Source organism: Georgenia sp. TF02-10 (assembly GCF_022759505.1).
GTDB lineage: Bacteria > Actinomycetota > Actinomycetes > Actinomycetales > Actinomycetaceae > TF02-10.
Map to the genome: position 1 here is coordinate 875,841 of NZ_CP094289.1, position 14,186 is coordinate 890,026.

The window sequence follows — 14,186 nt, forward strand, 5'->3', positions numbered from 1 at the left end:
GTCACTGCTGCCGGACATGTGCGCCCGGGTCACTGGTCCGGGACCTGTGCTCCCGGGTCATTGCTCTCGGGCCTCCGCTCCCGGGCTTGTCGGTGACCGCGGGCGGTCGCCGTCGTCGAGGGGTCGCCAGCGGTCGGGACCGGGATCTCCGCCCGCGGTGGCGGTCCGCAGCCGCGGCAGGAAGTGCTCCCAACCGTCGGCGTGGCCGGCCAGCTCGGTGTCCGGCAGGCCGGAGTGGGTCAGGTCGACCCGGGTGCCGCCGTCGACGGCGGTGAGCCGGAACTCGACGGTGGAGGCTCCGGCCGGCAGCTCGGCGCTCCCGGCGATGCCCCACGACACGACCACGCGGGCGGGCCGCTCGACGTGCAGGTACCACCCGCGGATCGGGTGCCCGGCGATGTCGACCGCGAAGAGCCCGCCGGGCTGCGGGTCGAGCTCGGCGTGCTGGCCCATCCAGGCCGTCATGCCCGCCTCGGTGGTCAGGTAGTCGAACACCGTCGCCGGCGGGGCGTCGATCTCGATCGAGGCCGTGTACTCAGCCACGGTCATCCTGCTCGCGGGACTCGACGGCCGCCTTGAGGGCCGAGAGCCGGGTGGGCCAGAAGTCGTCGAGGTACGAGCGCACCGCCGCCAGGCCGTCGGTCCTGACGGCGAACAGGTGGCGGGTGCCGTCCCGGGTGCCCGTCGCCAGCCCGGCGTCGCGGAGCACGCCGAGGTGGTGTGACGTCGTCTGCTGGGAGAGGCCGACGCGCTCGGCGATCGCGCCCACCGGACGCGGCTCTGCCCGGATCACGGACAGGATCGCCCGGCGGTTCGGGTCGGCGAGCGCGCGGAGCGCCAGGTCGAGGTCGGGAGCGGGTCCGGCGGCCCTCACTGGTCATCACCGTCCTCTCGGTCATCGCTGCCCTGGGTTCGTGCCGACCACAATAGCACAAACCGACACTTGTACGTACGTCGATGCGTGCTGCCAGAGCGGGCCGGGCCTGTTGTCGACGCTGCCCGCGGCGAGCGCCGCGACGAGGTGCGCAGGTCGATACACCCCTCACCCGGGTTGAAGATCGCGCCCTCATCGGGCACGGCCGCCGCGCGCACGTCGGGCAGGCGCGTCACACGTCGCGGGGACTGAGAGCGGTGGCGGGCGGAGCCGAGGTCCTGACGGGCGTCGCCCCGGTCGACCTCGCCGTCGACGACGCCGGCGTGCGCGGGGTGCGCCTGGCCGACGGCCGTCGGCTCGACGCGGATCGCGTCGTGCTGGTGACAGGTGCCGCGGCCCCGGCGCAGCTCGCCGACCTCGGCGTCCACGCGCCGGATGCCACGGTGCCGGCGTGCCTCGTCATCACGCGCCCGCTGCCCGTTCCCGTGCGGACGGTCTTGAACGCGCCCCGTGTCGCCGTGTGCCCGATGCCCGATGGCGGGGTGTCGATCGATGCGGGATGGGCGGAGCGGTCCATCGTCGTGGACGCGGACGGTGCGCTCTCCGTGCCGCCGGAGACGAGCGAGTAGCTGCTCGCCGAGGGGTCCGAGGTGCTCGCCGGCCGGCCGGCGCTGACCGTCGCACGGATCGGCGTGGGCTCGAAGCCCATCCCCGGTGACGGCGAGCCCGTCGTCGGTGCCGTCACCGAGATCCCGGGTCTCTTCGTGCTGTTCACTCATTCGGGCGCGACAGTCGGGCTCATCCTGGGCGAGCTCCTGGCGGAAGAGATCAGCACCGGCGGTCCCGCGCCGGTGCTGGCCCCGTTCCGCATCGAGCGGTTCGCGACGAAGCCCCGGTCCGGCGCGTCGACCCCGGCGCGTGGACACCGGTCGCCAATCCCTGAGCCACGGGGCCAAGCCCTGTTGACACCGTTCCCAATGTACGCAAGAGTGGTCGAAGTGGGAACGTTCCACTTTTTGTTCCCGCGGACGAAGCGACGTAGAGAAAGCGACAGCGATGAGCGAGTTGATCCCGGTTCCTGATGACTTCGAAGCATGCGTCCAGCACGCCATCGACCAGGACGGGAAGGCTCGTGCGCTCGTCGAGCGCGCGGTCGAGCGCGGCGTCGAGCGCGTCTACCTCGTCGGCTGCGGCGGCTCGCACTTCGGCACCTATCCGGCGTTCGACCTGCTCGACCGGTACGCCCCCGGGATCGTCTCGCAGCGGATCACGAGCGCTGAGCTGACCTCGCGCGCGCCGATCGGCCTCGACGACAAGGCGCTCGTGGTCGCCGCGTCCCACTCGGGCAACACCCCCGAGACGGTCGCCGCCGCGGAGTTCGCGAAGGAGCGCGGCGCGCTGGTAGCGGGCATCTCGCGACAGGGTGAGAACGGGCTCTCGCGCATCGGGGACCTGCACTTCGACTACCCGGACACGATCTCGATCACCGAGCCCAAGCTCGTGCACAACGAGCAGATCGCGGCCGCCCTCCTCGACGCGTTCGGTGCGCCCGAGAAGGCCGCTGAGCTTCGCGCCGGCATCCCCGCACTGCCCGGTGCGCTGCGTGCCGTCAAGGATGAGGTCGCCGAGGCGGGCGAGCGGGTCGCCGACCTGCTCGCGGCGCCGGACGCCCCGCTCAGCTACATCGTCGGTGGCGGGCCCGCATACGGCATGGCCAAGATGATGGCCTGGTGCTACTTCCAGGAGATGAGCTGGATGAACTCGGCGGCCATCAACGCCGGCGACTTCTTCCACGGGCCGCTCGAGATGGTGCTCGAAAACACCACCGTCGTCACGCTCGTGGCCGAGGACGCCAGCCGGTCGCTCGGCGAGCGCGTCGTCCGCTTCGCCGCCCAGCAGACGCGCAACTCCGCCGCGGTCGACACCGCCGCGTTCTCGCTCCCGGGCATCCCGGCCGCGTCGCGCCCCGACCTCAGCGTGCTCGCGCTCATGAGCGCCGAGCGCCGCGTGCTCGACCACGTCGCCGCGCGTCGTGGCCACGACACGTCGCAGCGCCGGTACATGTACAAGATCGCGTACTGAGCGGCGAGCGGAATCCTGGCGATGAGAGTCCTGGGTGCCGGCGACAACGTCGCCGACCGGTATCTGCATCAGTCGATGCTGTATCCCGGCGGCAACGCGCTGAACGTCGCCGTCTTCGCCGCGCGCCTGGGTGCGCGCGCCGGCTACCTCGGCGTGCTGGGTGACGACGCCGCGGGCCGGCAGATCCTGCGTGCGCTGCGGGCCGAGCACGTCGACACGTCGCTCACGCGGGTCGTGCACGGTCCGAACGCCACCGCCGACGTCGAGTTGCGCGGCAACGACCGGGTGTTCCTGCGTTCGGATCGCACGACCGCGCTCTTCGAGCTCGACGATCTCCAGCTCGAGGCCATGGCGGCGTACGACGTCGTGCACTCGGGGTACGCGGGGACGCTGCTGGCGCGCGTCCCCGACATCGCCCAGCGGGCCCGCGTGTCGTTCGATTTCGGCAGCCGCTTCGACGTCGCGGAGGCCGAGCCGTACCTCGCCCACCTGCACCTCGCGAGCTTCTCCGGTGGCCATCTCGCCGAGTCCGACGCGCGCGAGCTCGTGCGCCGGGTCCTCGACGCCGGCGCCGAGTACGCGCTCGTGACCCTCGGATCCCGGGGCGCCCTGCTCGGGTCGGCGACCGGCATCCGCCATCAGGACGCCGACCGGGTGAGCGCCAAGGACACGCTCGGTGCCGGCGATGCGTTCATCGCCGGCGTCCTCGTGGGGATCGGCACCGGACGCGACATCCGTTCGACGCTCATCGCCGCGAGCGCGCAGGCCGCGCAGGTCTGCCAGGTCAACGGCGCCTTCGAGCACGGCATCGCGTTCGATGCGGACGCCGTGCGCCGGGAACATGGAGTGGACGATGAGACCAATGACGAGCAGAAGACGGTGACGGCATGAGCCTGCGCATCGGCGTGGACACCGGCGGGACCTTCACAGATGTCTGCGCCTTCGACGAGCGGACGGCCCGTGTGCACGTGCGGAAGGTGTCCAGCACGCCGAACGACCCGGGTCGGGCGATCGTCCAGGGGGTCACCGAGATCCTCGACCAGATCGGCGACCGCAGGATCGACGAGGTCAGCTACTTCGCGCACGGCACGACGGTCGGCACGAACGCGTTGCTCACCGGGCGGGGTGCACGCACCGGCCTGATCACGACGCGGGGGTTCCGGGACCTGCTCGAGCTCGGCCGAGGCCGCCGGCCCAGCATGTACGACCCGCAGGCCGACAAGCCCCAGCCGCAGGTGCCGCGGCACCTCCGGATGGAGGTCACCGAGCGCGTCCGGCACACCGGCGCCGTCGAGACCCCGCTCGATGAGGACGACGTGCGCCGCGCCGTGCGGCAGCTCCGGGCCGAGGGCGTGGAGTCGATCGCCGTCTGCCTGCTTTACAGCTACCTCAACGCGGACCACGAACGGCGCATCGGGGAGATCATCCGCGAGGAGTTCCCCGAGGCGTACGTCTCGCTGTCGTGCGACGTGCTGCCCGAATTCCGCGAGTACGAGCGGCTGTCGACCGTCGTCACGAACTCGTACGTCGGCCCCGTGGTGGCGAACTACCTCGCTCGCCTGCGCGGGGTCCTCGCCGACCGCGGGCTCACCGCGGTGCCGCATGTCACGCAGAGCAACGGCGGCGTCATCCCGTTCTCCACCGCCGAGGCCCTCCCGGTGCGGCTCGTGCTGTCCGGGCCGAGCACCGGCGTCGTCGGCGCAGCGCAGATCTGCTCGGCGGCGGGCTTCGACGACATCATCACCTTCGACATGGGCGGGACGTCCTCGGACATCTCCCTGGTGCAGGAGGGCCGTCCCAAGGTCACTGCCGGGATGGAGCTCGACGGACGGCCCGTCCGCTCGCCGATGCTCGACATCCACACCGTCGGCGCCGGGGGCGGCTCGCTCGCCTGGATCGACAGCGGCAACCACCTCCGCGTGGGGCCGCAGAGTGCCGGCGCCTTCCCCGGACCGGCGTGCTACGGCAACGGCGTGGATGCGGCGGTCACCGACGCAAACGTCGTGCTGCGCATGCTGAACCCGGAATACCTGCTGAACGGGCAGATGAAGATCGACCGCGCGGCGTCCGTCGCCGCGGTCGAGCGGCTGGCCACGCCGCTCGGCCTGGGCGTCGAGGAGACGGCGCTCGGCATCCTCCGGGTCGTCACGGCCAACATGGCCCGGGCCATCCGGGTGGTGAGCGTCCAGCGCGGCTACGACCCGCGCGGGTACGCACTCGTGCCCTTCGGTGGCGCTGGTCCCCTGCACGCCTCGCGCCTGGCGCGCGAGCTCGGCATGCGGACCATGGTCGTCCCGGAGATCCCGGGTGCGCAGTCCGCGCTCGGCCTGCTGATGACCGATGTGAAGACCGACTTCATGCGGACGCAGATCATGGCCGTCGACGCCGCGGGCGCCGCGTCGGTGGACGCCGTGTTCGACGAGCTCGCGGCATCGGCGGCGGAGTGGTTCGTCGAGGAGCAGGTCGACGACGTCGGCCGGACCCTGCGCCGGCGGATGGATCTGCGTTACCGCGGCCAGAACTTCGAGCTCTCGGTCGAGCTTCCCGACGGGCAAAGGCTCGCCGCTGACGGCATCGACCCGGTCATCGAGCTCTTCCACGAGGCGCACGAGCGCGTCTACGGCTACCGCTCGGAGGATGCCGCGGTCGAGGTCGTCACGTTCCGCCTCGAGGCGGCGGGATCCGCGGCCCACGTCGAGGTCCGTCGCGACGAGGTCACACCCTCGGACCCCGAGCGGGCGCTCGTCGAGCTGCGCAGCACGTGCTTCGACCCCGTCGTCGGCTACGTCGACACCCCGGTCTACGACCGCGCGCGGCTCACGCCCGGCGACGTCATCACCGGACCGGCCATCGTCGAGCAGATGGACACGACCACCGTGCTGCTGCCGTCCGACATCTGTCGCGTCGACGCCTATCGCAACCTCATCGTCGAGATCGGAGACCAGGAATGACCGCCGTCGAGTTGGACCCGGTGCTGGTGGAGGTCGTCGGCTCCGCCCTGTCGACCATCGTCGAAGAGATGAGCGAGACGCTGGTGAAGGCCGCGTACTCGCCGAACATCAAGGAGCGGCGCGACTGCACGGCGAGCCTGTTCGACGCGCAGGGCCAGGCCATCGCGCAGGACGAGGGCGGCTCGCCGCTGCACCTCGGCTCGCTCATGGGCATCGTCTCGTCGTTGCGCGAACGCTATCCGCTCGAGCAGATCCGCCCCGGTGACGTGTTCATCGGCAACGACCCGTACACGGGTGGCGGCTCGCACCTGCCCGACATCGTGCTGGCCACGCCGATCTTCATCGACGGCGAGCTCACGGCATGGGCGGCCGCGCTGGCCCACCACGCCGACTTCGGCGACCGCGGCCACGCGCACATCTTCCAGGAGGCCATCCGCATCCCGCCGGTGCACCTCGTCCGCGAGGGCGTGCGACAGGAGGAACTGCTGCAGCTCATCCTCCTGAACTGCCAGGTGCCCGACGAGCGCATCGCGGACCTCCGGGCCCAGGAGGCCGCCCTGCGGGTCGCCATCGTGCGGTACGAGGAGCTGTGCGCGCGGCACGGGTCCGACGTCGTGCGCGGGATCGGGTCGGAGCTGCTGGACTACACGGAGCGGCGCACGCGCGCGGCGATCGCCGAGTTCCCCGACGGCGAGTACACGTTCGAGGACCGCTTCGACTGCCCCGAGCTGGACGATGAGCTCACGCTGAAGGTGCGCATCGTCGTGCGGGGCGACGAGATGCTGTTCGACTTCGCCGGCAACCCGCCGCAGGTCCGGGCGAGCGTGAACGTCGTCTGGACCGGGCTCTACGCCGCGGTCTACTACACGATCAAGACGCTCATCGACTCGGACATCGCGCCGAACGCGGGCCTCTACCGCCCGGTGACCATCGAGGCGCCGGAGGGGTCGATCATCAACTGCTCCGCCCCGGCCGCGGTCAACGGGCGCAGCGAGACGTGCCAGCGCATCGTCGACCTCATCCAGGGTGCCCTCGCACCCGCCGTCCCCGAGCGCGTCACCGGCGCGTCGAACGGCGCCAACACGGGCGTGCACTTCTCGGGGCACGACCGGCTGCGAGGGCGCGACTTCGTGTACCTCGAGACCATCGGCGGCGGCAGCGGCGCCCGGTACAACAAGGAGGGCCTCGACGGCGTCCAGGTGCACATGACGAACACGTCCAACCTCCCGGTCGAGAGCCTGGAGACCGAGTATCCGCTCATGGTCGAGGCGTACGAGTTCATCGAGGACTCGGGCGGCATCGGCGAGCACCGCGGCGGCATGGGGATTCGGCGGCGGATCCGCGTCGAGGCGGAGGACGTGCACTTCTGGCTCGACACCAGCCGGCAGAAGTCGCAGCCGTGGGGGGTCTTCGGCGGCGGCCCGGGGGCCTCGGCCCGCTGCGTGCTCAGCGAGGACGCCAGGCCGATCGACCACGGATACACCGTGCTGCAGCCGGGGCAGTGGGCGTCGATCGAGACGGCCGGCGCCGGCGGCTACGGCGATCCCGCGGCGCGACCGGATGCCGCGCTCGAGGCGGACGTCCGCGATGGGCGGGTCTCGCAGGAGACGGCTCGCAGCTACCGCGACTGAGCGGACGCTCCGACAGGCGGGGCGGCGACCGAACCACGCACCAGGAGCTCGGCGGCGAGCATCTGGCGCGGGAGTTCCGCCGTCCCGCCTCGGATGATCCCGACGAGCGTGGTGGTGGCGGTCGCACCGAGACGCTGTCTCGGCTGTTCGATGACCGTCACCGCCGGCTGCACCATGGTCGTCCAGTCCTGGTCGTCGAAGCCGATGAAGGATAGGTCGCCGGGAACCTCCAGGTCGGCGGCGCGGATGCCTCGGTAGGCGCCCGAGCTCAGTACCGCGTCGGTGGCGTGCATGGCCGTGGCGTCGATCCCGCGCTCGAGGAACGCCCGCACCGCCTGCTGCGCGTCGGCCGTGGAGTAGCCGGATCGGATGATGAGCTCGTCGTCGATGTCGATCCCCGCCTCGCGCAGGGCGCGGCCGTACCCGACGAGACGTTGCGCCGACGGGCGCACCAGCGCGTGATCGAGCTCGGCGGTCGCGCGGTCGACGAGGCTGTCGAGCGCGAGGTGCGCCGCCGACGCCTCGGTGACGAGCGCGATCCGGCGGTGCCCCTCGTCGATGAGGGCACGGATGGCCTGCTGCGTCGCGTCGACGTGGTCGACCGAGACGAGTGGGATCCCCTCCAACCCCGGCATCTGGCGGTCGAGCAGGACGATCGGCAGTCCCTCGCCGTGCAGGCGCATGATCGCGGCCGGTTCGGGCTGGAACACGGGCGCGATGACGATCCCGTCCACGCGCTGCTCGGCCAGCAGCTCGAGCGACCGCGCCTCGATGTCGGCGTCGTTGTCGGTGTTGCTGACGAGCACCTCGAACCCGGCCGCCCGGGCGGTATCGGCGAGACCGCGCAGCACGGCGGAGAAGAACGGGATCGCGACATCCGGCACGACGATCCCGATCGTGTTGGTGGCCCCCGACTTCATGGCTCTGGCGAGCTGGTTCGGGCGGTAGCCGAGGCGGTCCGCGGCGTCGAGCACCTTCTTCCGGGTCTTCTCGCTCGCCGAACCGGTCTGTGCGAGCACGCGGGCCGCCGCGGACTTCGAGACCCCTGCTGCCAACGCGACGTCGATGATCGTCACTGCCCCGTGCGCCATGCGTCGCTCTCCTCTTCGATCGATGGCACCGTAGCGGACGTGGTGTCTGCCGCGATGGCCGGGGATCACCGCTCGGTAGATCTTCCCTCATGATATTGACATCGTTCCCAACGTGCGTCAGAGTGGGACGACGCGACCGGGAACGTTCCCATTTTCGGTGCGCTCCAGGCAGTGTCTCTCCCGCCCGACGAACGACAGGAGGAGGTTCACGGCAGAACCCGGCGAGTGGACGAGTGAGTACCCGAACGGCTCACCGTGTCCCGGTCCGGCCCTCGGCATCGCGGCCGAGCACGTTGTTTCTGTTCCCACGCCCCCTGGGCCCTCTAGAGACGGATCCACACCGCATGAACACGCTCCACGTCAGACCCTCGCGCGGTGGCCGGCGCATCGCCGTCGCCGCCGCCTTGGCGCTCGCCGTCGGTCTCGCCGGCTGCGCCGGCGGCTCGAACAACGGCGGCGGCTCGAACAACGGCGGCGGCAGCACCGCCGCCGACCAGACGCTCACGATTGGCTTCTCGGCCGAGCCCCCCGGCTTCAAGACCGGTGTCGACCAGGGCTCCGCCAACCGTCAGGTGACCACGCTCGTGCGTCGCGGTCTGCTGTCGTACGGACCCGAGGGCGAAGTCGTGCCCGCGCTCGCCGCCGAGTACGAGGTGTCCGAGGACGGCCTCACCTATTCGTTCATGCTTCGCGAGGGCCTCGAGTTCTCGAACGGGGACCCGCTGACCTCCGCTGACGTCAAGCGCACGTTCGAGTACCTCGCGGTGCCCGAGAACGGCGCAGCCGACCAGACGTCCTTCGCGAACGTCGCGTCGATCGACACGCCCGACGACACGACCGTGGTGCTCACCCTCAGTGAGCCGCAAACCGCGCTGCCGAAGGTGCTCGCCAACCCGCTGAACTCGATCGTCCCCGAGGAAGAGGTCGACGCCGACGGCGTTCCCCTCGGCGCCGGCCCGTTCATGGTCACGGAGTACGAGAAGGGCGTCTCGTACACGCTCGAGGCCAATCCAACCTACTACGACGCCGACTCGGTCGAGCTCGAGGAGATCGAGATGACCTTCATGGCCGACGCGCAGACCCGCGTGAAGGCGCTGATCAGCGGCCAGGTGCAGTTCATCGACTACGTGCCCGCCGCCGACTACGCGACGCTCGAGAACGCGAACGGCGTCACGCTCGACACCGCCTACGGCCTTTACGGCGCGCTGCAGTTCAATCTCACCGAGGGCCCGATCGCGATCCCCGAGGTGCGGCAGGCGATCGCCTACGCGCTCGACCTCGACGCCCTCAACGAGGTAGGCACGCTCGGCTACGGCTCGGCGAACGGCGGCCTGCCCATCTCGCAGGAGAGCGAGTACTTCGACGAGGAACAGGCCAACCACTTCGCGCGGGATCTCGCCAAGTCGGAAGAGCTGCTCGCGGCCGCCGGCTTCCCGGGCGGCGGCTTCAGCGTCACGCTGCTGACCAACTCGCAGTACTTCGGACACAGCGAGCGCGCCCAGGTCGTGAAGGCCAACCTCGAGGAGATCGGCATCACCGCCGAGATCGAGACCGGCGACTACGCGAACCTCATCGCGAAGGGCAACGCGGGCTCGTACAACCTCATGATCGGCGGCCCGCCCGCGTCGATCGACGACCCGTCCTCCCTCACCGGGGCCTTCATCGGCGAACCGACGTTCGTGCGCAGCTTCGGCATCAACCAGGACCTTTATGCTGGGCTGCTGGATGCAGGCGCGAAGACCCCCGACGGACCCGAGCGAGCGGAGATCTACCGCGAGCTCGGCGAGATCTACCTCCAGGACGTTCCGTTCGTGACGTGGGGTCAGGGCACCGCGGCCTACGCGTACACCGACGCGCTGGAGGGCTTCGAGATGATCAACGGCCCGTCCGTCTACTCGTCGATGTACAGCCTGGCCGGAGCGCATCTCACGGACTGAACTGCGCCACGGCTGCACGGCGCCCGCTGATTCGAATGGGTTACCAATGATTCGCTACATACTGCTTCGACTCGGACTGGGCGTCGTGACCGTCTGGGGCGTCGTGACGCTGGTCTTCCTGGCCGTCCGCGCCGTCCCGGGCGGGCCGGCCTCGATCATCCTGCAGGGCGGCGCCGGCGGCGGGGACGTGAACCCCGCCGCCGTCGCTGCCCTCGAACAGGAGCTCGGTCTCGACCAACCGATCCTGGTGCAGTACGTCACGTACCTCGGCGGCCTGCTCCGCGGGGATCTCGGCAACTCGATCAAGTACTCGGCGCCCGTCACCGAGATCATCGCGTCGCCGCTCGGCAACACCGTGATCCTGGTGCTCGTGGCCATCGTCATCGGCGGCGTCATCGGGCTCGCGTTCGGACTCATGTCCGGCAACTGGCCGGGCAGCGTGCTCGACCGGGTGCTGTCCGGTCTCATCTCGGTCGCGGTCTCGACCCCGGGTTTCGTGATCGCGATCTTCCTGTCGCTCATCATCGGGCTCAGCCTCGGCTGGTTCCCTTCGCTCGGCTATCGCTCACCCGAGGACGGCCTCGGCGAGTTCCTCTACTTCGCGATCCTTCCGAGCGTCGCCCTGTCATTCGGCTTTCTCGCCATCGTCGGGCGCGTCGCCCGGACCTCGATCCTCTCCGTGCGGCGTGAGGACTGGGTGCGCACCGCACGTGGCATGGGGCTGGCTCGCACGCGGGTCTTCCGCCGGCACGTGTTCCGCAACGCCGTCAACCCGGTCGTCACGGTCGCGGGGCTCCAGTTCGGCGGACTCCTCGGCGCGACGGTGCTGATCGAGCAGGTCTTCAACTGGCCTGGCATCGGCAGCACACTGCTGAATGCCATCAACGGCCGCGACTACCCGCTGGTGCAGGGCATCGTCATCCTCTTCGCCGTGGTGTTCATCCTGACGAACCTCCTCGTCGATCTCCTGTACCGATTCCTCGACCCCCGAGTGGAGGGGTGATCCCGATGAGAAACGCGTTCCGAACGATCTGGAACCGATCCAGCCCTGGGCTGCTCATCACGACGTGCGTGATGGCGCTCGTGATGCTGTTCATCTTCGTCTACCCGCGGTTCAGCCCCATCGACCCGCTCACGCAGGACGTCAAGAACGCGTTCGCTCCCATCGGCACGCCGGGTCATCCGCTCGGCACCGACAACCTGGGCCGCGACACGTTCGTGCGGCTCGTGTTCGGCCTGCGCACCGAGATCATCGTCTGCGCGTCGGGCACGCTCCTCGCCGCCATCATCGGCACGCTGATCGGTATCCTCGCCGCGTACTTCCGAGGGCTCGCGGACCTGCTGCTGATGCGCGTCGTCGACATCGTGCTCGCGTTCCCCAACCTCGTCTTCGCGATGCTCATCGTCTCGCTGTACGGCGCCAGCGACCTGACCGTCGTGGCGGTCGTCGCCATCGCGTTCTTCCCGACCTTCGCGCGCCTCACGTACGGCGAGGTGCTCTCGCTGCGCCAGGCGAGCTACGTGGAGTCGGCTGAACTGTTCGGCGGCAGCCGCTGGCAGATCATCCGCGGTCCGCTGCTCCGTGGCGTGGGCCCGCTCGTGCTCGCCCAGGGCTTCCTCACGCTCGCGTTCGCGGTCGGCCTCGAGTCGGGGCTCAGCTTCCTGGGTCTCGGCATCACCCCGCCGCGCCCGTCGCTCGGGCTCATGATCGCCACCGGCCAGCAGTACTTCATGCAGAGCCCGTGGCAGCTGCTCATCCCCAGCATCGTGCTAGTCGCCCTGCTCGTCTCGCTCGGGTACGTCGCCGACTGGGTGCGGGACCTGCTCGACCCTCGCGGCGTCACCCGCCGCCGACGCCCGGCGCGCGCGAGCGCAGTGCCGGGCCCCAGCGGCGCCTCGCTCGGACAGGGAGTCAACGCATGAACACCAGCGACGAGGTCCTGCTCACCGTCTCCGACCTTCAGATCGAGGTGTCGGGCAAGCCCATCGTGCACGGGTCGTCGTTCACCGTGTCCCCCGGAGAGGTCGTCGCGCTGGTCGGCGAGTCCGGAGCCGGCAAGTCGATGACGGCCATGGCGGTCCCGAACCTGCTGCCGCCCGGCGTGACGCGTCGGGGCTCGATCCGGTTCAAGGGCGCCGAGCTCGTCGGCGCGTCCGAATCTGAGATGCAGCGGTACCGCGGCGCGGAGATCGCGTGCGTCTACCAGGAGCCGATGACCGCGCTGAACCCGCTGCACACGGTCGGTGACTTCTTGGCCGAAGCCGTCGGTGCGCACGAGAGCGGCACGACCAGGCGGCGACGTGAGCCGCAGGAGCTCCTCGAGCTCGTCGGGCTCGGCGGCTACGACGACCTGCTGCAGCGGTATCCGCACCAGCTGTCGGGTGGCCAGCGCCAGCGGATCATGGCCGCGGGCGCGATCGCGTGGGAACCGGCGCTGCTCATCGCGGACGAGCCCACGACGGCACTCGACGTGACGACCCAGCGGAACCTGCTGGCCATGTTCCGCGAGCTCGTGCAACGCGAGGGCATGGGCATGATCTTCGTGACGCACGACATGGGCGTGGTCGCCGACATCGCCGACTCGGTGGTTGTGATGCGAGACGGCCGCGTCGTGGAGTCGGGCGACGTGTACTCGATCTTCAAGAACCCGACGCACGAGTACACGCACTCGCTGCTCGCCGCCGCCCGCGCCCTGCACGGTGACGAGGACGCGTCGTCCGCGTCGAAACCCGCAGCCGAGCCGGCGTCCGCGGTGGCGATAGATCTTGTGCCCCGGCGCACGTCCGAGGCGGCGCTGGAGGTGGGCGACCTCGTGGTCGAGTACCGCCAATCGGGACTTCGACGTCGTCGCGCCGAGGGGAGTCGGCGAGCCGCGGTCCGCGGCGCCACCCTCTCGGTCGCCCGCGGCGAGACACTCGGCATCGTCGGGGAGTCCGGCTCGGGGAAGTCGACCATCGCGCGCGCGATCCTCGGTCTCGCGCCGGTCACGGGCGGCTCCGTGTCGGTCGGTGACGTGGAACTCGTCGGGCTGCGCGGCCGGAATCGTCGGCGTGCGCTCTCGCGCCTCGGCGTTGTGTTCCAGGACCCGACCTCCTCGCTCGACCCCAGCATGCCGCTCTGGCGGATCGTGACGGAACCGCTCTGGCGCAGTGGGACAGTGCGCGACACCCGCGAGCTGCGGCGTCGCGCGCGGGCGCTGCTCGAGGACGTCGACCTCGACCCCACGTGGATCGACCGCCGGCGGCATGAGCTGTCGGGCGGGCAGCGCCAGCGCATCGCGATCGCCCGTGCCGTCTCCCACAAGCCGGACGTGCTCATCGCGGACGAGCCGACGTCGGCGCTGGACGTCACCGTCCAGGTGACCGTGCTCGAGCTCCTGGCGCGGCTGCAGCGGGAGCACGAGTTCGCCTGCATCTTCATCAGCCACGATCTCTACGTCGTCTCGACGATCTCGGATCAGGTGCTGGTGATGAAGGACGGGCAGGTCGTGGAGAACGGGCCGACCGACGCCATCATCCACGACCCGGAGAACGAGTACACGCGGACCCTGCTCGGCGCGATCCCGGTGCCCGATCCGGCGGTACAGCGCGCACGGCGGGGCGCAGCGGTCGCACGCTAG

General features: G+C 70.3%; 13 protein-coding genes. 9 read left to right on the forward strand and 4 right to left on the reverse strand.

What is annotated here, in order from left to right; genetic code table 11:
- Positions 1 to 57: 57 nt before the first annotated feature.
- Genes MF406_RS03945 through MF406_RS03955 form a run of 3 tightly spaced genes read right to left on the reverse strand, consistent with a single transcriptional unit; the run spans position 58 to position 1,302 of the window.
- Positions 58 to 543 carry an SRPBCC domain-containing protein gene (locus MF406_RS03945; protein WP_371744590.1) on the reverse strand — a complete coding sequence of 162 codons (486 nt, stop codon included), beginning with the start codon at positions 541 to 543 and terminating at the stop codon, positions 58 to 60.
- Entirely contained in the window at positions 536 to 874 is a 339-nt protein-coding gene (locus tag MF406_RS03950; RefSeq protein ID WP_242896701.1) for a helix-turn-helix transcriptional regulator, read from the reverse strand. The genes MF406_RS03945 and MF406_RS03950 overlap by 8 nt, the downstream gene beginning before the upstream one ends.
- Complete coding sequence (locus tag MF406_RS03955; protein ID WP_242896702.1) at positions 871 to 1,302, reverse strand: hypothetical protein; 432 nt, start codon at positions 1,300 to 1,302, stop codon at positions 871 to 873. The genes MF406_RS03950 and MF406_RS03955 overlap by 4 nt, the downstream gene beginning before the upstream one ends.
- Before the next feature lie 222 nt (positions 1,303 to 1,524).
- Between MF406_RS03955 and MF406_RS03960 the strand changes: the two genes are divergently transcribed.
- From MF406_RS03960 to MF406_RS03980, 5 genes are read left to right on the forward strand one after another with little or no spacing between them, the layout of a single operon-like run.
- Positions 1,525 to 1,956: a hypothetical protein gene (locus tag MF406_RS03960; protein WP_242896704.1), complete on the forward strand. Its 432-nt coding sequence runs from the start codon at positions 1,525 to 1,527 to the stop codon at positions 1,954 to 1,956.
- Positions 1,931 to 2,956, forward strand: a complete 1,026-nt coding sequence (locus MF406_RS03965) for an SIS domain-containing protein (RefSeq protein WP_242896705.1) — start codon at positions 1,931 to 1,933, stop codon at positions 2,954 to 2,956. Before MF406_RS03960 ends, MF406_RS03965 begins: the two co-directional genes overlap by 26 nt.
- A gap of 21 nt (positions 2,957 to 2,977) precedes the next feature.
- Positions 2,978 to 3,847: a PfkB family carbohydrate kinase gene (locus MF406_RS03970; RefSeq protein WP_242896707.1), complete on the forward strand. Its 870-nt coding sequence runs from the start codon at positions 2,978 to 2,980 to the stop codon at positions 3,845 to 3,847.
- Positions 3,844 to 5,907 (forward strand): hydantoinase/oxoprolinase family protein, encoded by a 2,064-nt coding sequence (locus MF406_RS03975; RefSeq protein WP_242896708.1) that lies wholly within the window; start codon positions 3,844 to 3,846, stop codon positions 5,905 to 5,907. Before MF406_RS03970 ends, MF406_RS03975 begins: the two co-directional genes overlap by 4 nt.
- Positions 5,904 to 7,538, forward strand: coding sequence for a hydantoinase B/oxoprolinase family protein (locus MF406_RS03980; RefSeq protein WP_242896709.1), 1,635 nt, complete (start codon positions 5,904 to 5,906; stop codon positions 7,536 to 7,538). Before MF406_RS03975 ends, MF406_RS03980 begins: the two co-directional genes overlap by 4 nt.
- On the opposite strand, the gene MF406_RS03985 is transcribed toward MF406_RS03980, so the two are convergent.
- Positions 7,526 to 8,629 (reverse strand): LacI family DNA-binding transcriptional regulator, encoded by a 1,104-nt coding sequence (locus tag MF406_RS03985; protein ID WP_242896710.1) that lies wholly within the window; start codon positions 8,627 to 8,629, stop codon positions 7,526 to 7,528. The two genes, MF406_RS03980 and MF406_RS03985, sit on opposite strands and share 13 nt — an antisense overlap.
- 344 nt (positions 8,630 to 8,973) lie before the next feature.
- On the opposite strand from MF406_RS03985, the gene MF406_RS03990 reads away from it, so the two are divergent.
- The 4 genes from MF406_RS03990 (at position 8,974) to MF406_RS04005 (ending at position 14,186) form a co-directional block, all read left to right on the forward strand.
- Positions 8,974 to 10,566, forward strand: coding sequence for an ABC transporter substrate-binding protein (locus MF406_RS03990; protein ID WP_242896711.1), 1,593 nt, complete (start codon positions 8,974 to 8,976; stop codon positions 10,564 to 10,566).
- A gap of 46 nt (positions 10,567 to 10,612) precedes the next feature.
- Positions 10,613 to 11,569 (forward strand): ABC transporter permease, encoded by a 957-nt coding sequence (locus MF406_RS03995; protein ID WP_256463933.1) that lies wholly within the window; start codon positions 10,613 to 10,615, stop codon positions 11,567 to 11,569.
- A 71-nt stretch (positions 11,570 to 11,640) separates the two neighbouring features.
- Positions 11,641 to 12,489, forward strand: coding sequence for an ABC transporter permease (locus tag MF406_RS04000; RefSeq protein ID WP_242896713.1), 849 nt, complete (start codon positions 11,641 to 11,643; stop codon positions 12,487 to 12,489).
- Positions 12,486 to 14,186, forward strand: a complete 1,701-nt coding sequence (locus tag MF406_RS04005; protein WP_242896715.1) for an ABC transporter ATP-binding protein — start codon at positions 12,486 to 12,488, stop codon at positions 14,184 to 14,186. Before MF406_RS04000 ends, MF406_RS04005 begins: the two co-directional genes overlap by 4 nt.

What these genes read in the sequence shown, in the direction of transcription:
- MF406_RS03965 (WP_242896705.1), top strand. Translation starts at nt 1,931, where the DNA reads ATGAGCGAGTTGATCCCGGTTCCTGATGACTTCGAAGCATGCGTCCAG.
- MF406_RS03970 (WP_242896707.1), top strand. Translation starts at nt 2,978, where the DNA reads ATGAGAGTCCTGGGTGCCGGCGACAACGTCGCCGACCGGTATCTGCAT.
- MF406_RS03975 (WP_242896708.1), top strand. Translation starts at nt 3,844, where the DNA reads ATGAGCCTGCGCATCGGCGTGGACACCGGCGGGACCTTCACAGATGTC.
- MF406_RS03980 (WP_242896709.1), top strand. Translation starts at nt 5,904, where the DNA reads ATGACCGCCGTCGAGTTGGACCCGGTGCTGGTGGAGGTCGTCGGCTCC.
- MF406_RS03985 (WP_242896710.1), bottom strand. Translation starts at nt 8,629, where the DNA reads ATGGCGCACGGGGCAGTGACGATCATCGACGTCGCGTTGGCAGCAGGG.
- MF406_RS03990 (WP_242896711.1), top strand. Translation starts at nt 8,974, where the DNA reads ATGAACACGCTCCACGTCAGACCCTCGCGCGGTGGCCGGCGCATCGCC.
- MF406_RS03995 (WP_256463933.1), top strand. Translation starts at nt 10,613, where the DNA reads ATGATTCGCTACATACTGCTTCGACTCGGACTGGGCGTCGTGACCGTC.
- MF406_RS04000 (WP_242896713.1), top strand. Translation starts at nt 11,641, where the DNA reads ATGGCGCTCGTGATGCTGTTCATCTTCGTCTACCCGCGGTTCAGCCCC.
- MF406_RS04005 (WP_242896715.1), top strand. Translation starts at nt 12,486, where the DNA reads ATGAACACCAGCGACGAGGTCCTGCTCACCGTCTCCGACCTTCAGATC.